The sequence below is a fragment of the Paenibacillus sp. BR2-3 genome, from assembly GCF_046529485.1.
Classification (GTDB): Bacteria; Bacillota; Bacilli; order Paenibacillales; family Paenibacillaceae; genus Paenibacillus_AQ.
In genome coordinates, this window is the sequence record NZ_CP126311.1 from 2,923,351 (window position 1) to 2,948,097 (window position 24,747).

The 24,747-nt window shown below is 48.2% G+C and carries 15 protein-coding genes; all 15 read left to right on the forward strand.

Annotated elements, in window-relative coordinates; all coding sequences use genetic code 11:
- Positions 1–50 precede the first annotated feature (50 nt).
- The 15 genes from PaeBR_RS13825 to PaeBR_RS13895 all read left to right on the forward strand — a co-directional run bounded on the left by PaeBR_RS13825 (position 51) and on the right by PaeBR_RS13895 (position 24,745).
- Positions 51–8,876: an SDR family NAD(P)-dependent oxidoreductase gene (locus tag PaeBR_RS13825; RefSeq protein ID WP_410511162.1), complete on the forward strand. Its 8,826-nt coding sequence runs from the start codon at positions 51–53 to the stop codon at positions 8,874–8,876.
- Positions 8,873–11,434 (forward strand): alpha/beta fold hydrolase, encoded by a 2,562-nt coding sequence (locus PaeBR_RS13830; RefSeq protein ID WP_410511163.1) that lies wholly within the window; start codon positions 8,873–8,875, stop codon positions 11,432–11,434. The genes PaeBR_RS13825 and PaeBR_RS13830 overlap by 4 nt, the downstream gene beginning before the upstream one ends.
- 142 nt (positions 11,435–11,576) lie before the next feature.
- On the forward strand, positions 11,577–12,254 hold the full coding sequence (locus PaeBR_RS13835; protein ID WP_410511164.1) for an MBL fold metallo-hydrolase: 678 nt from the start codon (positions 11,577–11,579) through the stop codon (positions 12,252–12,254).
- A gap of 39 nt (positions 12,255–12,293) precedes the next feature.
- A complete protein-coding gene (gene fabD / locus PaeBR_RS13840) occupies positions 12,294–15,653 on the forward strand; it encodes an ACP S-malonyltransferase (protein ID WP_410511165.1) in 3,360 nt (1,119 codons plus the stop codon).
- Positions 15,650–15,892 carry an acyl carrier protein gene (locus PaeBR_RS13845; protein ID WP_410511166.1) on the forward strand — a complete coding sequence of 81 codons (243 nt, stop codon included), beginning with the start codon at positions 15,650–15,652 and terminating at the stop codon, positions 15,890–15,892. Before fabD ends, PaeBR_RS13845 begins: the two co-directional genes overlap by 4 nt.
- The gene (locus PaeBR_RS13850; RefSeq protein ID WP_410511167.1) at positions 15,876–17,180 is read left to right on the forward strand and encodes a beta-ketoacyl synthase N-terminal-like domain-containing protein; all 1,305 of its coding nucleotides are present in this window, start codon (positions 15,876–15,878) and stop codon (positions 17,178–17,180) included. The genes PaeBR_RS13845 and PaeBR_RS13850 overlap by 17 nt, the downstream gene beginning before the upstream one ends.
- Positions 17,181–18,413 (forward strand): hydroxymethylglutaryl-CoA synthase family protein, encoded by a 1,233-nt coding sequence (locus PaeBR_RS13855; RefSeq protein ID WP_410511168.1) that lies wholly within the window; start codon positions 17,181–17,183, stop codon positions 18,411–18,413.
- Positions 18,382–19,203, forward strand: a complete 822-nt coding sequence (locus PaeBR_RS13860) for an enoyl-CoA hydratase-related protein (protein ID WP_410511169.1) — start codon at positions 18,382–18,384, stop codon at positions 19,201–19,203. The genes PaeBR_RS13855 and PaeBR_RS13860 overlap by 32 nt, the downstream gene beginning before the upstream one ends.
- Complete coding sequence (locus PaeBR_RS13865) at positions 19,188–19,985, forward strand: 4'-phosphopantetheinyl transferase family protein (RefSeq protein ID WP_410511170.1); 798 nt, start codon at positions 19,188–19,190, stop codon at positions 19,983–19,985. Before PaeBR_RS13860 ends, PaeBR_RS13865 begins: the two co-directional genes overlap by 16 nt.
- 10 nt (positions 19,986–19,995) lie before the next feature.
- On the forward strand, positions 19,996–20,508 hold the full coding sequence (locus PaeBR_RS13870) for a flavodoxin domain-containing protein (RefSeq protein ID WP_410511171.1): 513 nt from the start codon (positions 19,996–19,998) through the stop codon (positions 20,506–20,508).
- A 30-nt stretch (positions 20,509–20,538) separates the two neighbouring features.
- A complete protein-coding gene (locus PaeBR_RS13875; protein ID WP_410511172.1) occupies positions 20,539–21,282 on the forward strand; it encodes an electron transfer flavoprotein subunit beta/FixA family protein in 744 nt (247 codons plus the stop codon).
- Between the two features lie 18 nt (positions 21,283–21,300).
- The gene (locus PaeBR_RS13880) at positions 21,301–22,323 is read left to right on the forward strand and encodes an electron transfer flavoprotein subunit alpha/FixB family protein (RefSeq protein WP_410511173.1); all 1,023 of its coding nucleotides are present in this window, start codon (positions 21,301–21,303) and stop codon (positions 22,321–22,323) included.
- 4 nt (positions 22,324–22,327) lie between these two features.
- Positions 22,328–22,597 (forward strand): acyl carrier protein, encoded by a 270-nt coding sequence (locus PaeBR_RS13885; protein ID WP_410511174.1) that lies wholly within the window; start codon positions 22,328–22,330, stop codon positions 22,595–22,597.
- Positions 22,598–22,624: 27 nt separating this feature from the next.
- Positions 22,625–23,698 (forward strand): 3-oxoacyl-ACP synthase III family protein, encoded by a 1,074-nt coding sequence (locus tag PaeBR_RS13890; protein ID WP_410511175.1) that lies wholly within the window; start codon positions 22,625–22,627, stop codon positions 23,696–23,698.
- 15 nt (positions 23,699–23,713) lie between these two features.
- Positions 23,714–24,745: a hypothetical protein gene (locus PaeBR_RS13895; protein WP_410511176.1), complete on the forward strand. Its 1,032-nt coding sequence runs from the start codon at positions 23,714–23,716 to the stop codon at positions 24,743–24,745.
- Positions 24,746–24,747 lie beyond the last annotated feature (2 nt).

The following is a 24,747-nucleotide window of genomic DNA, read 5'->3' on the forward strand; positions in this document are numbered from 1 at the left end:
CTGTCAACGCCGGATAATAGCATATCAAACATAGGTTGGTGGTCAGCGAAATGAGCGCGAAGCATAAGGATCATAAAGAACTGATATATTTCAAAGAGCTGTGGGCGGAATCCACCCCGGCTCCCCAGTCTTTAACCCTGCCTACAGGGCCGAAGACATTGCTGCTGTTTGTTGACCCGGAGAATGCGGAAGATGACGGACTGGCTGAGGAGCTAAGCCGGAACTTTAAGGTAATAACCGTTCGAAGAGGCCCTTTCTTTCAAAAAGATTTGGACGATCAGTATACGATTGACCCCTTGTCTGAACAGGATTATGCCCGTTTATTGACCAGCATCATTAAGGATTCCTTGCCGGTTGCCTACATTGCGATGCTGTGGAATGACCGAACAAAGCAAGATACTTTCGTAAAGCCTGATACCAGCGGCATTTACAGCATCTTTTATTTGGTCAAAGCCTACAGCGCTCTGAAGCTGAAGATGAACGTCAGATGGATTTCATTATTTCGGGCAAGCGGAGAACCGCAACTTATCGCTCACTCATCAGGTGCTTACGCCAAATCGCTGGAACGGGTATATCCACGGCTACGATTTACTCATTTAGAGGTAGGCAGCGAAGTGAATAACCTTGCGGAAATCATACAGCAGGAGTGCTTAATGAGCAGGTACGGATTTGCTCAGGAGGTCAGATACACCAACGGCTTAAGATATGAAAAACAGTTTACGGAGTTAAGTTTGGAGTCCGGTGAGAACGCCCTGAAGCAGGGGGGCGTGTATATTATATCCGGAGGAGCCGGGGCATTGGGTTTGATCCTGAGTGAATACCTGGCCAAAGTCTATCAGGCGAAGCTGATTCTGCTAGGCAGACGGTCAATTCAGTCTTCCATAGAAGAAAAGCTGCATGAATGGCAAGGCTACGGAGCTGAGGTGGAATATCAAACCTGTGATATTACAAATTCGGCAGATGTAAAGCGGCTGATTCAGGAAGTAAAGCAGAGGTATGGAGAAATTCATGGTGTGATTCATGCGGCGGGAAAGGCCAGTACACAGTTGGTTTTCCAGAAGCAGATCGCTGATTTTGAAGAAATACTTCAGCCGAAAGTGGAAGGCGCACTTTTGCTGGATGAAGCTACCCGGGATGAACCGCTTGATTTCTTTGTTACCTTCTCCTCCACTTCATCCGTCATGGGCGATTTCGGACAGTGCGATTATGCGGTAGCCAATCGCTTTTTGGATCATTTTTGCAGATACAGAAATCAGTTGGCGGCAGAAGGCAGGAGACAGGGAAGAAGCATCAGCATCAATTGGCCATTATGGGAATCCGGCGGTATGCATCTGGAAAATCAAGGTGAGCAGCTCTATTTGCAGACATCGGGTATGGGGTATTTAACAACGGAGCTGGGGCTTGGGGCGTTTGCATCCATTATGTCCGGTCAGGCCCGGCAAGTTGCAATTCTATACGGGGAACGAAAAAGGCTGGAGACGCAACTGAGGCTGAAGCCGATGGATGCCGTGCAGGCCAAAGGAGGCGCAACCGAATTGGACAATCTTACGGGCAGTACATCCGGCGAACTAAAGACATCCATGGAAGAGCAATTAATGCAGGATGTTCTGCATCTGGCAGCTCAAATCTTGCAGACTCAGCCCGGGAAGCTGAATGCGGATGAAAATATGGGTGATTTCGGATTTGATTCGATTTCGTTAAAGGAATTTGCCGACGGATTAAGCGAGTTGTACGACATTGAGCTGTCCCCGGCTGTTTTTTTCGCCAAAAGTACGCTCAATGACCTGTGTCAATTTTTGCTGGAAGATTTCAGCGAGGAGATCGGATCTCATTATGCTGTGAAAGAGCTGCCACAAGAGCAGGATCAGATGCTCACTGTTCCATATGTGGCCGAATCGCTGAACGAGCCAGCAGAGCAACCCGATTTCCCTGAATCGCAGCCACAAGCTCAGACTCCGGTCCTGCAGCCGCTAGAACATAAATATTCCGGCAGGAAGAAGACCAAGGAAAAGTCCGTTCCGGAAAAAGCAGCCCGGGAAGTGGCCGTGATCGGCATGAGCTTCAAGCTGCCCGGAGCGGAGACCATTGAAGAACTGTGGCGCATGCTGGAGCAGCAGGAGAACCAGGTTCACGAAATACCCGCTGACAGATGGGACTGGAAGACCTACTATAGCGCCGATCAGCAAGCCGAGAACAAGACCAATTCAAGATGGGGCGGCTTTGTTGCCGGACATGATACATTTGACGCCAAATTCTTTCAGCTTTCGCCTCGTGAAGCGGAGCTGATGGACCCGCAGCAAAGATTGTTCATCCAGGCGGTATGGAAGGCAGTTGAGGATAGCGGATATAAAATGTCCGCGCTTGCCGGGAAGCAGGTCGGCGTATTCTCGGGGGTTCAATTCTCCGATTACCAGCAGCTGCTTTCCGCCAATATGGATAAGGTCTATGCCCAGTCGAGTATCGGGAATGCAACGGCCTTATTAAGCAACCGGGTATCTTTTATGTTCAACTTCAAAGGGCCTAGTGAATCCATTGATACGGCTTGCTCAAGCAGTCTGGTGGCGCTGCATCGTGCGGTGAAATCCATCCAGCATGGCGAAAGCGATATGGCCGTTGCCGGCGGGGTCAGCCTGATGCTTGATCCGAACACTTATGTAGGCGCTGGAGTAATGGGTGTATTTTCACCGGACGGCAAATGCAAAACCTTTGACCGCAGCGCCAATGGTTATGTCAAAGGAGAAGGCATCGGGGTCGTAGTATTGAAGCCGCTGGATCAGGCCGTTAAAGATGGAGACCACATATACGGAGTCATCACAGGAACTGCCGAAAATCATGGCGGACGCGCTCATTCCCTCACCGCTCCAAACTCTGACGCACAGGCGGAGCTATTGCTGAAAGCTTATACGGAAGCGGCGATTGATCCGTCGTGGGTATCTTACATTGAAACGCATGGGACAGGAACCGAGCTGGGAGATCCAGTCGAAATTAACGGGTTGAAAAAAGCTTTTTCCGAGCTATACAGCCGCTGGAACAAAGCGCCTGTTTCTGGCCCGCAGATTGGTCTCGGCGCGTTCAAGACGAATATCGGGCATCTGGAGCCTGCATCGGGAATTGCGGGAGTGATTAAGGTACTCGTTTCCCTTAAGCAGGGCAAACTGCCAGGCAATTTGCATTTCAATGAACTGAATCCTTACATTCAGTTGGATGATTCTCCTTTTTATGTTTTGGACCGGACCCGGGAATGGGGTACTGCCGTGGACGAACGCGGCAACAGCCTGCCCCGATGTGCCGGAGTCAGCTCCTTCGGTTTTGGCGGAACCAATGCCCATGCCGTTATTCAGGAATATCTGCGTGAACCGGTACCTGCCGGACAGATTGCAAAGACTGCAAAGCCTATGCTGTTCATATTATCCGCAAAAAACAGGGACAGGCTGACAGAATATGCTCACACTTTCAGCACGTTTCTGGACCAGGATGCGGATTTAGGCCAAGTGGCTTATACCCTCCAGGTTGGCAGAGAAGAGATGGATGAAAGATTGGCCATCGTTGCTTCTACCGCACAGGAAGTGCAGCACAAGCTTACAGCCTTCAGCGAAGGCCGGGAAATGAGCGGTTTATATACCGGCAGTATTAAAAAGCTCCGGTCGGCAGCCGGTCATCCGGAACCCTCGTCTCCAGATCTTGCAATGGCCCTTGAGACAGCGAATTTGGCAACACTCGCCCAGGCATGGGCTGCAGGGGAGGCTATCCAGTGGGAAAAGCTCTATCCGGCGAAGCGTCCTGCAAGAATTCCGCTGCCGACGTATCCGTTTGCTCCGACACGTTATTGGATGCCGCTTAAAGCATCAGGCAAGGCAGATACGCCTGTCGCCGCACTGCATGCACTGATCGACCGTAATATATCGACTCTTTATGAGCAGGGATTTGAGAAGACCTTTCGGGGAGACGAATTTTATATTGCGGATCATGGCCACGTTCTGCCTGGCGTCGTATATCTGGAGATGGCCAGAGCAGCAGGAAACATGGCGGACGACAAACACACCGTAACCGGGATCAGAAATGTGGTCTGGTCAAATCCAATAATCGTCGACAAGGAAGCACGTTCGATTAAAACGGTCTTGCAACCAGGAAATCAAGGGATCGAATTTCAGGTGTATTCTGAGCAGGCAGGGCAAAGAATCGACCATGCGCAAGGAAGGCTGGAGCTTGGCTCATCTGAGGCCCAACACCGGGAGAACATGGATATTGCTGCGGTAATCCGGAGATGTAATGGAGGCGAGCGGGAAGCGGGGAACTATTATGATCTGCTGGGCCGCCTGGGAGCGGAACTGGGAAGCCGGTTCAGGGGGATTCAAGCCTTGTACTGTAATCCATCGGAAGCCATTTCCCGACTGGAAGTCTCAGACAGCCTGGAGCATACCCTGAATGATTTCCTTCTGCATCCCACACTGACCGATGGAGGCTTGCAGTCTGCGGTAGCTTATGCGTACCAAACGGGGCTTATCGATCAACATGTGCTTTTTGTGCCTTTTGTGCTGGGACATCTCGAAATCTATCATTCTTCAGCCAAGGCTGCCTATGCCTATGTTCAACAATCGAAGGTACAGGGATTGAAGTTCGATATTGCTTTTCTGGATGAAGCGGGACAGGTTGTGGCAAGAATGAGCGAGCTTACGATCAGACCATTTCAGGTTGAGCAGATGACAGGGGGATCTGAGAACAAGCAGCAAGTGTCCACAGACTTGGTTTATTTGACGCCAACCTGGGTGGAAAGTTCAAGGGCAGCCGCTGAGAAGTTATCCTCTACCCGCAGCAGACAGATGGTCATTGGCCATAAGTCGGACTTGGAAGCCAACAAGGAAAGCTTTGCAGGTCAAGCCATCAGCGTAAGCTTTGGAGCAGCATTCAAGGCTTACGGAACCAACCGTTACGAGATAGATCCTGCAAACATGGACGACTACCGCAAATTAGCCGATGCATGCCTCCTCCAAGAGGATGAGCAGCTGCAAATCGTGTACTTATTGGGAGCTCCGGACAGCAGAACATCGAAAGAAATGATCGATGAGGAAGTGTATCCGGTATTCCATCTTTGCAAGTGGCTGACTTCAATGAAACTCAAGCATACCGTCCGGCTTTGCTGCGTGTATCACAATAAAGAGACTGTTGCTGAATATAGCGCTTTGGCAGGCTTTTTCCGCTCTATTGCGCTTGAGAACTCGCGACTGGAGTGCAGACTGATTGAGGTTAGAGATGCCGCGAAGCTGAAGCAGGTTCTGGAGTATGAGCTTTTGGGCAGTAGCAATGAAAACGAAGTGAAATATGAAGAGAATTTGAGATACACCAAGCAGTTGAAGCCTCTGGAGCCTGCGCATGATCAGACGAGAAAGCTGAAAGACCGTGGGGTCTACATGATTGTTGGCGGATTGGGCGGTCTGGGCTTTATATTTGCCAAACATTTAGCGAAGAATTATCAAGCCCGGCTTGTCTTGTGCGGCAGAAGTCAGCATGCGGACATAACCAAACTCAATGAGCTGAAGGCTTTGGGAGCAGAAGCTATTTATATTCCTATGGATTTATCCAGGGCTGAAGCTGTGGAGATGGCAGTCCGCACGGCCAAGAAGTCTTTTCATAAGTTGGACGGAGTCCTTCATTGTGCCGGTGTAATCAAGGACTCGCTGCTTGCCAAGAAGGACCTGACAGAGATTGAAGATGTATTGAAGCCTAAAGTATACGGGACCATGAACCTGTATCAAGCCTTGGAGCATGAGAACCTGGATCTTTTTGTTCCTTTTTCCTCCTCTACGTCGCTAATCGGGAATATCGGGCAAGGGGATTATGCTTATGCCAACAGTTTTATGGATCATTATGTAACTTTGATGAATAAGAAGACGGGAAGAACGGATTCTGTTCTGAACTGGTCCTTGTGGAAAAATGGCGGCATGCAAGTGGACAGCGCAACCGAGCAAATGCTGTTTTCCAAATTCGGGATGAGCCCGTTGTCCGATGAACATGGGATCAAGGCGTTTGAGGATAGCTTGTCACTCAGCCATAGCCAGGTCATGGCCGTCTCGGGAGCGAGGGAAAGAATCATCCAATCCTTCACAAGCCGTGAACGGCAGAGCATTCGCCAAGCAGCGGCGGTGACAGCCGCCAGTCCGGAAAGCGAAGAAAGAACAAATCAGCTGGCACATGCGATCATCGGCATCATGAGTGGAATTTTAAAGAGTGACCGGGGAGACATCAGCCTGGATTCCGATCTCAGTGAGCTGGGTTTTGATTCAATCTCGTTTACGGAGCTGTCCAATGAAATCAATCGGGCTCTCGGGGTCGACATTACACCAACCCTGTTCTTCGAACAGTCTACACCGCTTGCTATAGCTGGAGCTATTTACTCGGAATATTCGGCTATCATCGACACTTATTTTTCAGCGGGGAAAGTTGCAACTGGGTATACCGCTAAAACAGAACCGTCGGTTCAAACCGTAATCCCGGATACTGCTTTCAGACAGATGATCCGTAAGGAGGCTGCCCCGGTGGAGTGGCACAACAACAGCCCCCAAAAGGTCGACAGAGAACCTGTCGCTATTGTAGGAATGAGCGGAGCCATGCCTGGATCGGACAATCTGGAGCAGTTCTGGGAGAATCTCGAAGCGAAAAGGGATATGGTGACCACCATACCGGAGAACAGGTGGAACTGGCAGAGCCGGTTCGGCGATCCGCGTTCGGAGCAGGGGAAAACGGATGTCAAATACGGAGCGTTTTTAAAGGATATTGATACCTTTGATCCGTTGTTTTTCGGAATCTCTCCGGTTGAAGCAGAAAAGATGGACCCGCAGGAAAGAGTCATGCTGCAGACCGTTTGGCATACGCTGGAGAATGCCGGCTACAAGCCGGATGATCTGTCCGGAACCCGTACCTCGGTGTTTATCGGGGTATCCAACGGGGATTATCAGGAGCTGCTGCTCAAGGAAGAGATTGCAACTACATTAACACGAACGATGCTGACGAACCGGATTTCCTATTTCTTTAATTGGAGCGGTCCGAGCGAGCCAATTGATACGGCCTGTTCCAGCTCCCTGGTGGCAATTCACCGGGCGGTGGAATCGATCTGGCATGATAACTGCAAGTATGCGGTTGCCGGCGGAATCAATCTGATCTCCAGCCCGAACCTGTTCATTGCAGGCAGCAGCCTGGGCATGCTCAGCAAGGATGGGAAATGCAAGACCTTCGACAAAGATGCTGACGGTTACGTGAGAGGCGAAGGCGCAGGAGCATTGCTCTTAAAACCGCTGTCCGCTGCGATCAGAGACAAGGATTATATTCATGGCGTCATTCGCGGAACCGCGGTCAATCATGGTGGGAAGTCGAACTCGATCACGTCACCGAATGCCAAATCCCAGGCCGATGTCATTATTCAGGCGCATGAAAGGGCGGGAATTGACCCTTCGACCGTTACCTATATTGAGACGCATGGAACGGGAACGAGCCTTGGCGATCCCATTGAAGTGGAGGGGCTGAAGAAGGCGTTCAAGACGTTATTTCAAAAATGGGGCAAGCCGGAGTCGGAACTGCCGCAATGTGTACTGGGGTCAGTGAAAACCAATATTGGCCACTTGGAATCGGCAGCAGGTATGGCAAGCATATCCAAGGTATTGCTCTCGATGAAGCATCGGAAGATTCCGGGGAATATTCACTTTAATGAATTGAATCCTTATATCAAATTGGATGGCAGCGGGTTAACAATCGCCGGTGAATCAGCATCTTGGGAAGCGCTGAGGGATGAACACCGCCGTGAGATTCCGAGAAGAGCCGGAATCAGTTCCTTTGGCGTGGGGGGAAGCAATGCGCATATTGTCGTGGAGGAATATCAGAATCAGCATGTAGACGTCCCTGCGAAGACCCGAAACAGGAACATCATCGTCCTCTCAGCCAAAAGCCAAAGCAGCTTAATACAGAACTGCCGCAGCCTTCAGGAATTCGTCGGTCGAAGCATCGCGGGGTCCGTGTCAGAGAGCGGGCAAATACAGGAAGCCAACCTGGAATTAGCCCTTAGGCAGGATGTTGTCAGTCTTTTCAAGGATGTAATGATGTTCGGACCCGAGGAGATTGAGCTCGAAGCCGGACTGGAGGAATACGGTCTGGACGCGGTTAAGAGCGTACGGCTTATGGAAGCCATCAAGGACAAATATAATCTGGAGTTTAAGGATTCTATTTACGGCTTCTCTTCCTTACAGAGCCTAATCAATTTCTTGCTCCACCATGACACGGGCAGGATTTCACAATATTATGCAGATGAACATAAGGCGCCGCAGATCGATGAGCACGAACCTATTGAGCAATTAACGCTGGACAAACTGGCTTACAACTTGCACACAGGACGGGCGGAGCTAAGCGAAAGAGTAGCCATTGTAGCAGACAGCCTGGACATGCTCCATAACAAGCTGGAAGCCTATCTTAACGGGCAAAAAGAAGTGAGTGGCATTTACGTGGGCCAGAGCAGCAAACGCACGCCGCTCAGCCGATTGTTTGACGGTGAGGAAAGCCGATTGTTCATGAACGAACTGATGATGTCGGAGAAGCTGGACAAAATCGCCCAGCTCTGGGTGCAGGGCATTCAGATTGACTGGTCAAGTTGGTATGAAGAGCCGATGCGCAAAACACCGCTTCCGGAATATGCGTTTGACAAGGAAAGATATTGGCTGCCTAAACGGGAAAGCGCACATGACATGAGAGTTGTTGAAAGAGTCGATAGTGAACCGGAGAATGATCCCGTTACGCTGGATGACGAGCAATTGCTTCAATTGCTGACCAAGGTCCAAAAGGGAGAAATGAGTGCCGAGAATTTAAATCTGTTGGTGGGGGATCTCTTAGAATGAGCACCTATTCAAAAATGCAGCTGTTAAAGATGGTGGAGAATCAGCAATTATCTCCGGATGAAGCGTTGAAGATTATCCGGGAAACGAATCTGCGGACGGAGAACAAACCCCAAGAGGAGAAGCTTCTATCTAACCCTGCCGATACCCGGCAGGAGTTGGACCTCAAAGTGAGGAAGCTGCTTGTGGACGGTGTGGCAACCCTCTTAAAGGTTCCGGTGACGAAGATTCATGAAGATGAGAATTGGAAAAGCTTTGGCTTTGATTCCATCAGTTTTACGGCATTTCACAGCTACCTGGCGGAGAAGCTTCAATTCAGCTTCTCCCTGGATGTTTTCTTTGAGTACAGCACAATTGCCGAGCTTAGCGAGTATCTGATTTCTCAACATACCGGCGAAGCCATCCGCTTAAATGCAGAGGAAATTAATGTTTCGGAATTAATTAAGGCAACAGAACCGGCAACTAAGACAGTTACTACGGGAAGAGGAAGCTTGTTGGCACCGATGTCCCGCAATGAAGAGGAAGACTCAATGTGGTTAATCAACAGCTCGGATGAGTTTTTTATGGACTTTTGGAAAAATTTGAGTGACACCCGTGTGAATGACATCAGCTATCGCCCTCTTTCCCTGACCGAACTGGGTCAAGTGCAGCATAAATATGTCCAACTTCTAGTCAACACATCCATTGGCAAGAAAATGGAAGTCGTCATTTCCGGCAAAGGCAAGCCGATGGTCATTGTGGGTGGCGTTGGAATGGCTTCGCCCATGATCCTGAACCAAATGAATTACTTTTCACAACACTCCAGAGTGATCTGCATCCATAATCCGGGTTGCGGGCTCAGCGAGGATATTCATCATTACGCCCTCGAGGATCGGGTCAAGATCATTGTCGAGGTATTGAATCAATTAGGAATCCAGGAGCCCGTTGATTTTGTCGGCATTTCCTGGGGAGGTCTGGTGGGTCAATATTTCAGCGCATTCTACCCTGAGAGAGTGTCCAGTCTGATGCTGGTAAGTTCCATCTATGAGATTGTGAATGAAAATCCGCAAATGAATGCCGATGATGCGATGAAGAAGGATCTGGAGGCCGTCGACAACGGATTGGATTCTTTGGAACTGCTGGAGTGCGGCAAAAGTATTGACAAGAAGATTTTCACCCAGTATATGGAGTACTATTTACCCGGCAATCAAAAAAGCTACACAACATTTGATATTCTCAGCCAAATTAATGTGCCCGTTCTTATCGTCTACGGGAAGAAGGACACGATCATTAACACAAGACAATCCAAAGTGATGATCGATACCATTCCGGGCGCCCGGTTCCTGGAGATCGAGGACGCTGCACACTTCCTGTTTATGACGCATCATGAGGTGCTTAACCCTGCAATTAAGGGATTTATCTCCGGTATAAACAGGAACAGATCCTTCAGTCTGCTGGACAGCTATGCGCAATTACTGGACTTTGAGCATCACCGGGAAGCTGAGCTGAACATCAAGGGCCTTGAATGCTACGAGGGTCTGGAGGAAAGCTTAAATGAATTGTGCATGAGCTATGCGTATCACTACTTCAAGCAGGCCGGTATCGATACCGGTGCGGGTGCTATACATGACCGGAATGATTGGTTCAAGCAGCTGGGAATTCTGCCTCAATTTTCGAAGCTGGTGGATTGCATGATTGATATGCTGACAGAGGACGGAATCGTTAAAGTGCTGGACAGCAGAGTCAAATTTGTAAAGGAGGAGCGCACGATCCCCGATCCCCGGCTTCTGTATGATGACTGTCTCCGGAAATATCCATCATTTCAGGGGATGATCAAGTTCCTGGATTACTGTGTCGGGAATTACAAGGATGCGCTTTGCGGACGTATTCCACCGGTTAGCGTCTTGTTTCCCAAAGGCAGCTCGGATGCGCTGGAACAAAGCAATAAAGATACCGTGGAGCACGGCAAGGAAAGAGTTTACGCCCAAGTCATTGGTGACATTCTGCGGGTAATCCTTGACCAAACCGACAACAAAAAGGAGATTAACATCCTTGAGGTTGGAGGCGGAACCGGTTTGCTGACCCGGCAGCTGCTGTCCATAGCCGGACTCCCGAACGTGAATTACTACTTCACCGATATCGGAGAATATTTTATCAACAAGGCGAAGCAAAATTCCGAATTTGGTCACTTGAATTTCAAGCTTTTTGATATTACGAGAAGTCCGGTCCAGCAGGGTCTGGAGCTTCACAGCTTTGACATCGTTCTGGGGCTGAATGTGGTTCATGCCACTAAGGATATTATCAAAACGCTCACCAATCTGAAACAGCTGCTGGTTCCGGATGGAGTCATGATGTTGATCGAGGCCTGCAAACGTCTGAGATGGGTGGATATGGTTTGGGGATTGGCTGAAGGCTGGTGGTATTTTGAAGACAACGCCCTAAGGGACAAATCGCCGATTATACATGCTTATGCGTGGGAAAGAGCCTTCCAGGAAGCGGGCTTTAAGGAAATAAAAGTATTACCTGGCGACGATAGCCGTCGCTTTGATGCGGATTGTGCTCTAGTGAGTGCGCATGGTTAAAATATTCGATAATATGAAACAAAATTTAACATTATACAGCATAAACTTTCATTGACAGTCACTGAGAGAGTGGATGATAATTTAAGAGATTAATGAAGTAGAATATGGTAATTCTACAATAAATCACTTTGAGGGGGCGAAAATGGAAGCTGTATACGAGATGTTTACGATCAAAACACAATGTATGAATTTTTTTAATTATGCTTATCTGGGAATAGATAAAGCCACTCGCAAAGCTTTTGTAGTTGATCCTTCATGGGATGTTTCACAGCTGGTACGTATTCTGGAGCAAAAACAGGCTTCTTTGGAAGCTGTGCTGTTAACTCATTCTCATTTTGACCATACCAATATGGTTAAGAAGCTCGAGATGCTGTATCAGCCTGATGTTTATATATCGAAAACGGAAGCGGACTATTACAAGTATCACTGTAAACGATTGATAACGATAGAAGACATGGACCGGATAGGCATTGGTGAAACCACAATCACCTGTCTCGTTACACCGGGACATACGAAGGGAAGCGTCTGCTACTGGAGTGGGGACAACCTGTTTTCCGGGGATACGATTTTCATAGAAGGCTGTGGTCTCTGTGACAGCGAGGGCGGGTCCGCGGAGGATATGTATCACAGTATTCACAGGCTGATCAGGCTGGTTCCAGCGAATGTTCGGGTGTACCCCGGACATTCCTTTGGGGAATCCCCCGGCAAAGAAATGAGCTATTTATACAAAAAAAATCTCTATTTTCAGATAGACGACATCCAACACTTCGTTAAATACAGAAACAGAAAAAACAATCTCAGAATATTTGACTTCAAGTAATCATTGATGGCAGACACGCTCTTATTCAGGAGGTATCGAATGCAAAGAGAGATTGTTTTTATGTTCTCCGGACAAGGCTCCCAATACAATAAGATGGGCATCGAGCTGTATGACAATAATACCGTTTTTCGTCAATCGATGGATGATCTCGACAAAATTTTTCAGAGTTTGACCGGCAAAAGCGTTGTGGAGGAGTTATATTTCAACCCCAAACGCAAAGGTTCGAGATTTGAGGATATTTTTTATACACATCCTGCCATTTTTATGATTCAATATGCGCTTGCCCATACGTTGGCGGACAGGGGTATCTACCCCCAATATGTACTCGGTGTCAGTCTGGGAGAATACGTAGCGCTAGCCGTAGCCAAGGTTATTACTCCTGAACAAGCTCTGGAATTGATAGTAAGTCAGGTAGAATTGCTGCGGAAAAACTGCAAGGGCGGCGCGATGATCGCTGTTTTGGACAATGAGCTTCTATATCACGGCAACAAGGAGCTGAATACTAGGTCTGAGTTGATTGCGGTGAACTACGAGAAGCATTTTACAGTCGCCTGCAAACGCGAGCATACCAAAGAAGTTCAGCAATACTTAAAAGAAAAGAATGCAACCACTCTAAAGCTTCCCGTACATTATGCATTTCATTCCGCCGCCATCGATGAGCTTCAGGAGCCCTATTGCGCATACTTGCAGACGGTTCACATGCAGACGCCTGATGTTCGAATTGTTTCTTCGATGACGGGTGGGTTGGTTCAGCAGATCGGGCCTGAATTTTTATGGGATGTGCTAAGAAAACCAATGGATTTCGGGGGCGCTCTCCAATCGCTTCCATCCGGCGGGCAGCAGTTCTACATAGACTTGGGACCGTCGGGCACGCTCGAGAATTTCAGTAAAAACATCCTGGACAAAACAGAAGTTCAAAATATACGATCAGTGATTACCCCGATGGGCAGCGATCTGAAGAAGCTGAATGAGGTTGTTGCGTACTGTGAACATATGAACCTTAAAAGGGATGGGTGGAAGCCAAAGATGAAGGCCTATTTATTTCCGGGGCAAGGAGCGCAGTCCGTTGGAATGGGCGGGAAGCTGTTTAAGGAATTTCCGGAGTACACCAGGATTGCCGATCAAGTGCTCGGCTACTCGATTGAGGAGCTTTGTCTGGAGAACAAGAGCAAACTCCTGGACATTACGGCTTATACACAGCCGGCGCTTTATGTTGTCAATGTCTTGTCCTATTTGAAGGATTTGCAGGAAACCGGCGAAGCCCCCGACTTTGTAGCCGGACACAGCTTGGGCGAATACAGTGCGCTCTATGCAGCGGGCGTTTTTGATTTTGAAACCGGCTTGAAAATTGTACAAAAAAGAGCAGAGCTGATGCATACGGCGACCGGCGGAGGAATGGCAGCCGTGCTCGGCTTAACAGAGAATGAAATCAGAAAAATTCTGGCCGATCACCGCCTGGATACGCTGGATGTTGCAAACCTCAATACCCCTACCCAAATTGCTGTTTCAGGCCCAAAAGAAAACATCCAGGCCGCAAAGGAAGTTTTCGAGAACAATGGCGCGACAGCCTATGTCATTTTAAACGTGAGCGGTGCATTTCATTCCAGATACATGACCGATTCAGCCAGACAATTTAAAGAGTTCCTCTCGCAATTTCACTTTTCAGCACCATCCATCCCGGTTATTTCTAACCTGACAGCCAGACCATACACATTAGCCAACAGCGTACATTATATGACAGAACAAATGGTAAGCAGCGTGAAATGGTGCGAAACCGTATGTTACCTCATGGGCAGACAGGCGGATATCGAACTGAAGCAGGTGGGTCCCGGGCATGTAATCGCAGGGCTCATAAGCAAAATTAAAAGAGAAGCAGATCCGTTGACCGTTGAAGATTCCCTGGAGGAGAAACTTACTTTCAAGGATGAGGCTGCAGAGGTTGTGGAGGCTGCGGATGCTGTGGAGGTTGTGGAAGCAGTTGAAGAGCCTGTTCTTATAACAACGGAGGTTGAACAAATTCCTCCAGTCCAGAGTATCCCGGAACCGGAAAAAGTCGAAAAAAGCATGGCAACACCCGGTGCCCGTCTCGGTAGCGATACATTCAAGCAGCGGTACGGACTGCAATATGCCTATCTGATGGGTGGGATGAATGACGGAATATCCTCCAGAGAGCTGGTAGTCCAAGCCGGAAAAAATGGTTGCTTGGCGTTTCTTGGGGCAGGCGGGATGAGTATGACAGGGCTTGAAGATTCGATCCGGTATATCCGGCGGGAGCTTGGTAGCAACGAGCCGTTTGGGGTTACCGTTACGTACCATCCGATTCAAATGGCTAAGGAAGAGCGGCTGATTGAAGTTCTTTTGAGAGAAGACGTTCGGTTAATTGAAGCTTCATCCTATCTGACCTTGACGCCTGCGCTGGTGAAATATCGTTTGAAGGGTTTGGTGAAAGAAGCGGATGGAGCGGTCCGGAGAGCAAACCGGATCATAGCCAAAGTATCCAGACCGGATATTGCCAAAATGTTTATGCTGCCGCCGCCTGAGCGAATCGTGGATAAGCTGCTGGTTGATGGGCAAATCACTCCGGAGCAGGCACAGCTTGCCCGACTTGTTCCAATGGCGGATGACATCTGCTCGGCAGGGGATTCAGCAGGACCTACCGACCAAGCCAATATATTAAGCTTGCTGCCAACGATTATCCGATTGAAAAGAGAACTGTCCCTCCAATTTGAGCCGATTAAAGATATCCATATCGGTGCTGCAGGGGGTATTGGTACGCCCGAAGCCGCAGCAGGTGTTTTTCTGATGGGAGCGGATTTTATTTTGACCGGGTCCATCAATCAATGCACAGTGGAGAGCGGCGCAAGCACGGAGATTAAGGATGTTCTGGAGCAGGTAAATGTCTATGACATGGCTTATGTCCCCTCTCTGGAGCTGTTTGAACTGGGTGGAAAAGCTCAGGTGGTCAAAAAGGGACTCTTCTTTTCTGCAAGAGCCAATAAATTATATGAAATATACCGAAACGTAGGCTCCATCCCCCAAATCGACAGCAAAACGAAAAGCCAGCTGGAGGATAAATATTTCGGGAGAACCCTGCAGAGTGTTCTGGAGGAATGCAAGCGGCAGATGTCCACGGAAGAATTGACCGCCTTGAACGGAGATCCGAAGCAGCAAATGGCAGTTGTTTTCAAATGGTACATCGAGAACGCGAAGAAATCAGCCATTGCAGGTGAATCCGGCAATAAGGTCAATTACAGCATTATGTGCGGTCCGGCCATAGGATCATTCAATCAGTGGGTAAAAGGGACATCGTTGGAAGCATGGAGAAATCGCAGAGTAGGGCAAATTGCAGCCATGATTATGAATGAGGCGGCTGAGATGGTAAAAGGAGATGTCGTATGAGCAAAGAGCAGATTTTTGAAATTATGAAAAGTAAAATGCTTGAGATATTGCCCGATTTGGCAGCTGAGAATATCAGTAGAGAAGAGAGTATGAAAGATTTGGGCGCGAATTCTATCGACAGATTTGATATTATCTCGGATACGATGGACGAACTGAATATCAAAATCCCTCTCCTCAAGTTTGGGAGCCTCAAAAATATTGGGGAAGTGGTAGACTTTTTGTATGAAAACACTCAGTAAAGGCACTGAATATCGGTTTCAATCCTTTAGACCCGTGGTTGTTACGGGCATCGGTATCATAAGTACTGCCGGAAACAGTGCGCCAGAGTTTGAACAATCGCTTAGAGACGGAAGAAGCGGAATTGGCTACCTGGAAGGCTTTACGTTTCCCGATGGGCAGCCATGCATTGGTGCAGAAGTTATCGAGGAACGCCTATATGATGTATTTCGCCAGTATGACCAAACTTTGTTCAGAAGAGCCGGGCGGTTGTTTAAAATCTCCGGTAAATCCATCAAAGCCTCGGCTCTGGCAGGAGCAGAGGCCTGGCTGCAAGCGGGAATGGATCGGAATGAGCTGAGCGAAGATCGAATTGGGATCGTCGTCGCAGGCAACAATATTTCACCGGCAGTCAGCTACAATGCCATGCAAGAGTGCCGGAACGATCTGGAGCTGGTCCATCCGAGATACGCACTCAGCTATATGGATACCAACCAGCTGGGCGTGCTCAGCGAGCTGTTTGGCATCAAGGGAGAAGGAGTTACGGTGGGCGGAGCCTCGGCTAGCGGCAATGCAGCCATTCTGAAGGCAACTCAAATGATTCAATTGGGCATTGTCGATGCCTGTATGGTAATCGGAGCAATGGCCGAGCTATCTCCGCTTGAACTTCAGGGTTTTATTAATATTGGCGCTTATGGAGGCAGGAGCTTTCGGGATGCTCCCGGCAAGGCTTGCCGGCCTTTTGACAAGGACCATGAGGGTTTTATCTTCGGACAGGCTTCCTGTTGCCTGATTCTGGAAGGTGCTGACAGTGCTTCCGCCAGGCAGGCGGACGTGCTGGCAACAGTAGCCGGAGGAGCGGCATGCCTGGATGGCCACAGTCTATCCGATCCCAACGAGGACGGGCAGGTCAGAACGATGGAGAAAGCGATTCGGACTGCCGGTATCCATGCATCTTCTATAGATTATATTAACGCCCATGGAACCTCTACTCCACTGGGAGACCTTACGGAGCTGAGATCCATCGGGCGGGTTTTTGGAGGGTATTTAAGCGATGTAGTGATCAATTCTACTAAAGCGATCACCGGTCATTGCCTGTATGCGGCCGGAGTGGTGGAAGCCGCAGCCACCATCATTCAATTGAAAGCAGGCTTCCTCCATCCCCAAATTAATCTGGACATTCCGGTCAGCCGGGAGCATTGTTTTGCAGCCGGCAAGATGGAACCCGCCAACTTTACCTATGGTCTTAGCAATTCCTACGGATTTGGTGGAATTAACACCAGTGTTATTTTTAAAAAAGGAGAATGCTGAATGCGTGCAGGTATCGAAAGCATCAATTTTTACGGAGGACCGGCATTTATCCCGGCAAGGCGAATTTTTGAAGGAAGAGGACTGGATATCAGCAGGTTCGATAATCTGATGATGGACAGGAAATCGGTAGGCGTTTCTTGTGAGGATGCCGTTACCAACGGGGTCAACGCGGCGAAGCCGATCATCGATTCCTTAAGCGAGGAAGTGAAGAGCCGAATTGAACTGGTCATTACTTCCAGCGAATCAGGAGTCGATTTTGGGAAGTCACTTAGTACATATATTCACGATTATCTTGGACTGGGCCGAAACTGCAGGCTGTTTGAAGTCAAGCAGGCCTGCTATGGAGGCACGGCGGCGTTACATATGGCCGCTTGTTTTGTGGCTTCAAATGTTTCACCCGGGGCAAAAGCGCTGGTCATCGCAACCGATGTGGCGCGGGCAGCGGCCAAAAGCACATATGGGGAACCGTCGCAGGCGACCGGAGCGATTGCGATGCTGGTTGGAGAAAACGGGGACATTCTCGAACTGGACTTTGGCGCAACAGGCCAATACAGCTATGAGGTGATGGATACGTGCAGACCGCTTCCGGAAATCGAGACTGGGAATCCCGATCTGTCTTTATTATCCTATCTGGACTGTCTGGAGCATTCTTATAAGAATTATAAGGAAAAGGTAGACGGGGTCCATTTTCAGGAAACCTTTGATTACCTGGTGTTCCACACTCCTTTCGGCGGAATGGTCAAAGGCGCCCACCGAAAAATGATGCATGACGAATTAAAGGTAAGAGGTGCAGAAGTCCAGCGTGATTTCGACCGACGAGTAGCCCCTTCGCTTACGTACGGCATGCAAGTCGGCAATGTTTATTCCGCCGCATTGTATTTAGGCTTGTGCAGTCTGATTGATAGCACGGACATTCAAGAGCCGCATAGAATTGGTCTATTCTCTTATGGATCGGGTTGTTCCTCTGAATTTTACAGCGGAGTCATTACCCCGGAGTCTGGAAGAAAATTAAGTGCAATGAACATAAAGGGGCAACTGGATAGCCGTTATGAATTAAGCTTTGATGAGTATGAGCAGATTTTGGATCAAAACGTCGAGTGGTTATTCGGGATACGGGATAAGCGCGTTGATTTCTCCAAATTCAGCCATGTTTATGATCATTTTTTTAAAGGAAAAGGTTATCTTGTTCTGACGGAAATCAATGATTTTCACCGCAAATATGCGTGGAGTTAGCGAGGGCTTAATGGACTATCATTCACTGGTTGTTAGCGGGATTTCCGAAGGTATCTATAGTATACAGCTTAACCGTGCGGCAGAAAAAAACAGTATTACCTCCGCCTTGATCGAGGACCTGCAGCACGTCTTACTCTGGCTGGATGGATTGGATTCGTGTAAAGCGATTGTGTTAGAAGGGTCAGCGGGATATTTCTGTACAGGGATGAATTTTCAGGCATTCACTGAGGATGGTGCAGAAGGAGAAGATCATACCGCCCCTGCTCCTGAAGCTTTTATGCGAACGATGAAGTTGATAGGCGAAATCTCCAAAGTGGTTATCGCTAAAGTGGATGGACAGGTCATGGCCGGGGGGATCGGACTCATGGCGGCATGTGATTATGTTTTCGCATCGCCCCGTTCCAGTTTCGCTTTGCCTGAAGCGATCTGGGGTTTGATTCCCGCGATGGTGACTCCCTATCTTATCCGGCGGACCGGGTATTGGCAGGCTTATAAAATGACTTTAACCACCCTGCCCCTATCCGCAGAAGAAGCGCTTCAGCACCACCTGGTTGATGAAGTCGTCTCTGATTTGGATGGCGGCATATTGCGGCTCTATAAAAGGATTAGCCGGGTATCCCCAAATACGGTCAAGGAGATCAAGAGCTATTTTAAAAAAATGTGGATCATTAATGAAACGATGGAGAATGCTGCGGTACAGGAAATTGACAAGTTAACCTCCTCCACAGAGGTCAGGGAAGCCATTCAAAACTATGTGCAGTATAAAAGATTTCCATGGGAAAAAGGATAGGGGCTCCGGATATGCTGTATACAACCTTTGCAAGCCGGAATGAAGCGTTCTTTTCCAAAGCGGTACGGAGACGAACGATTCGGCTGAACGGGCCGGACGAGGCCTATGACCTAAACCTGTGTGTTGCTTCTATCCATCAGGAGGCAGCTCCTCTGGAATTTCTTAGCCCGTCTGAGACGGATAAATACTTCAGCTTCAAATATCAAAGAAGGAGAAACAGCTACCTGCTCGGCAAATTGGCGGCAAAGCTTGCAATAGCCAGTGAGGAAGATGATCTCGATCATATCATCATTGAGCACGGTATATTGTGTCAGCCGATTGTGGCGGGAAGTGACAGAAAGATCACGATTACTCATAGTGACTCCATTGGAGCGGCGGTATATTATGATCCGCGCTTGCTGATCGGCATTGATATCGAAGTGGTGGATCAGAAGACTGAGGATGCTCTGAAAAAGGTAACTTCTCAAGATGAAGAAGCACTTATTAATCAGAGTGATGCAGATTACGGAGCCATGCTAACGATGCTCTGGACGATCAAGGAGGCGATGTCCAAAGTGATACAGACCGGATTTACGGTCGCTCCGGACATGTTCGAGATCAGTGAGATTGCCAGGAAAGAGGCGGGCTTTATAAGCCAGTTCAAAAATTTCCCGCAATTTCAGGCTATATCCATCCTGAGCCATGAATATGTTTTAACTGTTGTACTTCCCAGGAAAGCAATGGCAGATGCGGGGGAGTATCGACTGACGCAGATTTTGCAGGAACTTTTACAACCATTTTAGGGGGTGCTTTATGAAGAGTCTGGTTCTTTATACAAGCGCGTACGGAAGTACGCAGCAGTATGCTGAGTGGATTGCGGAAGAGATTCAAGCCGATATCGAAAGCATCGACACCTTCGACATTAATCAGGCAGCCCAGTACGACACGGTTATCATCGGTACTTATGTCAGGGTCTCCAAGCTGGTTGTCAGTGATTATCTGAGAACTGTATGGGATAAGCTGCAAAACAAAAAAGTAATCCTCTTTTCCGTATCCAAAACCCCGATTCAAAGTGAAGCCTCCGTCAAAAATTACAATAAAAGCATTCCGGAGAAGATCCGCTCCGGGATCAAATATTTTCCGCTGGAAGGAAGATTTATTTTTGACAAGCTTGAGGACAAGGATAAAAGCACGATGAAAATTGGCCAAAAAATGACGAGGCTTTTCATGGGCAAGCAGATGGCGGAAGAAATGATGAGAGATTGCGATGATGTGAGGAAAGAGAATATTTCCCCTATTCTAAATGAAATTCGCCGTTCATCCTAAGCAGCTTCAGGATGGTAAAGGAGTGAGGGTGTGCGTATTGGTGTATGTGTGAAGCAGGTTCAAACCTATCCGTCTGAACCGATGATCAACCCGGCGGATGTGTTTGCAGTTGAGGAGGCGCTGCGTATCAGGGAAAGGCTGGGAGGCAGCGTCACTGTTATGAGCATGGGTGCGGAATCGGTGGAAAAGTCTTTGCGAAAATGTGTGGCACTTGGAGCCGATAAAGGCGTCCTCTTGACCGACAGACTGTTCGCGGGCAGTGATACTTTGGCAACAGCAAACGTTCTATCACGGGGTTTCATCGAAATAGGAAAGCCGGACCTGATCATCTGCGGCACCCATTCAATTGATGGCGAAACGGCACAGGTAGGCCCTTCGTTAGCCGAAAAGCTGGCTATTCCACATACCACGCATGTGGTCGAAATCATATGCGTGGAGGAGCAGCACATTTTGTGCAAGCGAATGACGGATGAAGGATATGAATGGGTGGACTTGACACTTCCGGCGTTAATTACGGTAGCCAAAGGAATCAATCAGCCGAGAATGGCCACAGTTAAAGGTATTCTGGGAGCAAACCGCAGTGAAATCACAAGGTTGTCTGCAAAGGATCTGCACCTGGAGCCGCAGGCCTGCGGACTGGCAGGCTCTCCTACCAGAGTTAAAGGAACGCATGCTGTAACCGAAAGGAAAATAGAGTTCACAGTAACTGGGGATAGCTTGCACGAGCAAGTCGATTATATTGTGCATCAGCTCCTGAACGCAATGAAAGTATAGGCAGGAAAGGTGGATCAGATGCCAGTCGAAAGAACTCGCACCAGTGAATACGAAGGCATTATGGTTATCGGGGAATGCAGTAACGGAATTCTAAAGCCTGTGCTGAATGAACTGCTGGGCTGCGCCCTTGAGCTGAACAAGAAATTAGATACGGAAATTGCTGCCGTGCTGATCGGAGATCAGATCAATAGGCATGGCGACACCTGTATCCGGCATGGTGCGGATAAGGTCTATTTAATCGATTATCCCGTTCTAAACCCTATTAACGAGGAAATATATACGGAGCTTCTGCACCAGATCATATCTGACAATAAGCCGGAAATAGTATTGATGCCATCTACGACACATAGCAAATCGCTCGCAGCGCGGTTGGCCTCCAGACTGAATACAGGTTTAACTGCGGATTGTACAAGCCTCGACATCGATGTGTCCACTCGAACCTTATTGCAAATTCGGCCCGCAAGGGAAGGCGCCTTAATGGCTACAGTGAGTTGTCCGGATGCCAGACCTCAAATGGCGACGATCAGGCAAGGGGTCATGTCCCCGAGTACGTCTGATCCAGATCGAACTGGAAAGATAATTTACCCCAGGATTCAAATGCCGTCCAAGGTGAATACCAAAATATTGGATGTGGTGACCCATGCGGCAATCCATCATTCCGGTGAATCCGAGATTATTGTAGCAGTAGGCAGAGGGATACAAAGCAAGGAAGGTTTGGACATGATCAGGGAGCTCGTGGTTTGCCTTCGTGCGGATCTTGGAGCTACCAGACCGGTCGTGGATCAGGGGTGGCTCGATTACTCCAGGCAGATCGGATTGACCGGCAAAAATGTCAGCGGAAGAATCTATATCGCGATCGGATTATCCGGTGCGATTCAACACACGGTAGGGATCAAAAGGATGGACACAGTAATTGCAATCAATCAGGACAAGAATGCCCCCATATTTGGTATTGCCACCCATGGCATTGTGGCTGATCTGTTTGAAGCCGTGCCGATGTTGATAGATAAAGTAAAACAAAATATGGCCGTTAGCAGGTGATGACATGGACCAACCGTTAACCTTTGAGCAGTTCCAAACGATTTTTTCGGAATATCTGGGGATTGATACCATCAAGCTGACCAAGGATGTCAATCTGTTGTTTGAGCTGGGCGTTGATTCCTTATCATTGGTCAATGTGATGTTGAGACTGGAAAAAGAATATCAGGTAGCATTTAAAGCCGAGGACAGAGTAATGACGCGGACATTAGGCGAGGCCTATGATCTATTTACCAAGTATAAAAGCCTTGGCGGTCAAGCTCAGGTTGGCAATTAATCATTTTTTTCCGAAAGGAGCATGACCATGTTGAATCTGTCTATACGGGCATTATCCTACTATATTCCCAAGGGTCGAATGACCAATGAGGAAGTTGTTGACCTTTTTGCTGAGAAATACTTTCAGCATTTACCGGTGGAAGATTTGGAGCAGCTAGTATACGGAAGTAAAAGAAAACTTGATTTCCTGGAGATTCAGACCCGCTCCTGCTCTGTGAGTTACAGCGAAGAAAGTTCGGTACAAATGGCAACAAAGGTAGCGAAGGAAGCCATTATTAAGGCAGGTCTATCCGTACAGGATATCGATTTGCTGTTATTTGTCGGTGTATGCAATCCTTTCAGAGAGCCTTCCTACTCCATCATCTTAGCCCATGAGATTGGGATGACCGCCGGGAATTACTATGATATCAACGATACCTGCAATGGTTTTCTAAAAGCGATGGAGTTGGCCAGCCTCTATATTCATTCGGGGAAATACCGGAATATTCTGATCGTAACCAGCGAAAATCCGCTGGAACTGCTGGAGGCCTCCCAATTTTCCGGTAAGGTCAGAAATCTGGAAGAAGCGGATTACAAAATGAATCTATTGTTTGCCGGTGCCGGTGCCGCCGCCATGGTTCTAACTGCGGACAATGGCGAGAAATCCGTTCAATACTACGGTGAACAAAGGAACAACACGGATTGGGAGCTTTCCCTTTATGTCTCTCCTAAAATCAGTATGCCGGCTGCCAGGTTTGACGAGATGGATTTTATGAGCTGGGCGGATGGCCGGGGGATAGCTGCCAACGTTATCCGGGATATGCCGGGTTTTGTGTATGAGTTTTTGGATGAGAATCACATCCGCAAAGACTCGATTGACTATATTTTCTCCCACCAATTAGGCCGTAATATTACGAATTCACTGCTGAATAAATTGGAAGTCAGAACGGATAAGGTGTTTCCGGTAAATACCTTTCCCGAGAACGGCAATATGGGCAGCGCCAATATCCCTATTGGGCTCTGCATCGCTGAGGAGCAGGGCTTGCTCGGCAAGGGAGATTCGATCCTGCTGCTAGGAAGTGCTTGCGGTTTAACTTATGCGGCGGCATACATAGTATGGTAAGGGAGGAATCCAGGGATGACCACAATGAACTTTCCAACTCCCCAATTGATCGTAAAAGAATACACGGATAAAGAAAAGATCAGGAAAAAGGTAGCCTACGGAAATTATTCCTGTACGGATAAGATCGTTCCGATGATCCGGGCAAGGGGAACGACTCTGCAGCCGGATGAGGATGGAAAAGTCCGCATTATTGGCTGGCAAAGAGATATTACGAGAATGAGAAAGCAGGATGTGTCGCTATCCTTTATGGTGCATCTCACGGTCAACCGGGACGGAATCATTGAGGAAGCGGCAGTAGACGACCTTTTTAACGGTGGTAAAGGTGTTCTCTGTTCCAAGGAATATTTGGAGCATAAATTGAAAGAGGAGCTCGAAGGCCAGCTTTTTGATAAAAAATTGGCAGCAAAGCTCAGATTCGATAAGTTTAAATGTTTTCATATTTTTGAGATTATGAGCGGCATTTATAGTTCCTATTTTATGTATAGAAATGAAGAACATACGGGCAGCAGATTATTTTACGAAGAAGATATTGTAGACATCTATGCGAGCAACGGCAATTTGTACCTAACAGGCCTGCAGAGTTTTATAGGGAAGGAAGACATCCATTACACGGTCGTACTCTATGATGTCTTTAATAACATTACGTTTGATCTGGAAGGCTATATGAAATTAAAGGCTCCGATTCTTGCAGAATTCTACCTCAACCAACAGCTTGTATATGCCGATGAGCTCTATCAAAAGGAAAAGGATTATATCTTCATCCGGATGCAGAAATTTCTGTTCGTATGTGTGGAAAAGCTGAAGGCAGCCCTGTTTCCGGATTTCACGGACAAAATGATGAATACCAATCTGGCTCCAAGCGCATTTATTGGAATCATCATGCAGGCCATTGGCATCCGTTCGTTCTCCAACAATTTCAACTATATCCAGTATATTATGACGGCGATGCAGCGCCCCAGAAAAATGCCGGGCTGTATCGGCGCGATTTTGAATGAAGAAGAAGCTGTGAAGTATTTCGAAGGCTTTGATTTAAACTATTTAGGTTAAAA

Bases quoted from the DNA above. Each gene is read 5' to 3' on its own strand.
- PaeBR_RS13895 (WP_410511176.1), top strand. From the start codon at position 23,714: ATGACCACAATGAACTTTCCAACTCCCCAATTGATCGTAAAAGAATAC.
- PaeBR_RS13860 (WP_410511169.1), top strand. From the start codon at position 18,382: ATGATTTTCACCGCAAATATGCGTGGAGTTAGCGAGGGCTTAATGGAC.
- PaeBR_RS13850 (WP_410511167.1), top strand. From the start codon at position 15,876: ATGAAAACACTCAGTAAAGGCACTGAATATCGGTTTCAATCCTTTAGA.
- fabD (WP_410511165.1), top strand. From the start codon at position 12,294: ATGCAAAGAGAGATTGTTTTTATGTTCTCCGGACAAGGCTCCCAATAC.
- PaeBR_RS13880 (WP_410511173.1), top strand. From the start codon at position 21,301: ATGCCAGTCGAAAGAACTCGCACCAGTGAATACGAAGGCATTATGGTT.
- PaeBR_RS13885 (WP_410511174.1), top strand. From the start codon at position 22,328: ATGGACCAACCGTTAACCTTTGAGCAGTTCCAAACGATTTTTTCGGAA.
- PaeBR_RS13855 (WP_410511168.1), top strand. From the start codon at position 17,181: ATGCGTGCAGGTATCGAAAGCATCAATTTTTACGGAGGACCGGCATTT.
- PaeBR_RS13870 (WP_410511171.1), top strand. From the start codon at position 19,996: ATGAAGAGTCTGGTTCTTTATACAAGCGCGTACGGAAGTACGCAGCAG.
- PaeBR_RS13865 (WP_410511170.1), top strand. From the start codon at position 19,188: ATGGGAAAAAGGATAGGGGCTCCGGATATGCTGTATACAACCTTTGCA.
- PaeBR_RS13845 (WP_410511166.1), top strand. From the start codon at position 15,650: ATGAGCAAAGAGCAGATTTTTGAAATTATGAAAAGTAAAATGCTTGAG.
- PaeBR_RS13890 (WP_410511175.1), top strand. From the start codon at position 22,625: ATGTTGAATCTGTCTATACGGGCATTATCCTACTATATTCCCAAGGGT.
- PaeBR_RS13835 (WP_410511164.1), top strand. From the start codon at position 11,577: ATGGAAGCTGTATACGAGATGTTTACGATCAAAACACAATGTATGAAT.
- PaeBR_RS13830 (WP_410511163.1), top strand. From the start codon at position 8,873: ATGAGCACCTATTCAAAAATGCAGCTGTTAAAGATGGTGGAGAATCAG.
- PaeBR_RS13825 (WP_410511162.1), top strand. From the start codon at position 51: ATGAGCGCGAAGCATAAGGATCATAAAGAACTGATATATTTCAAAGAG.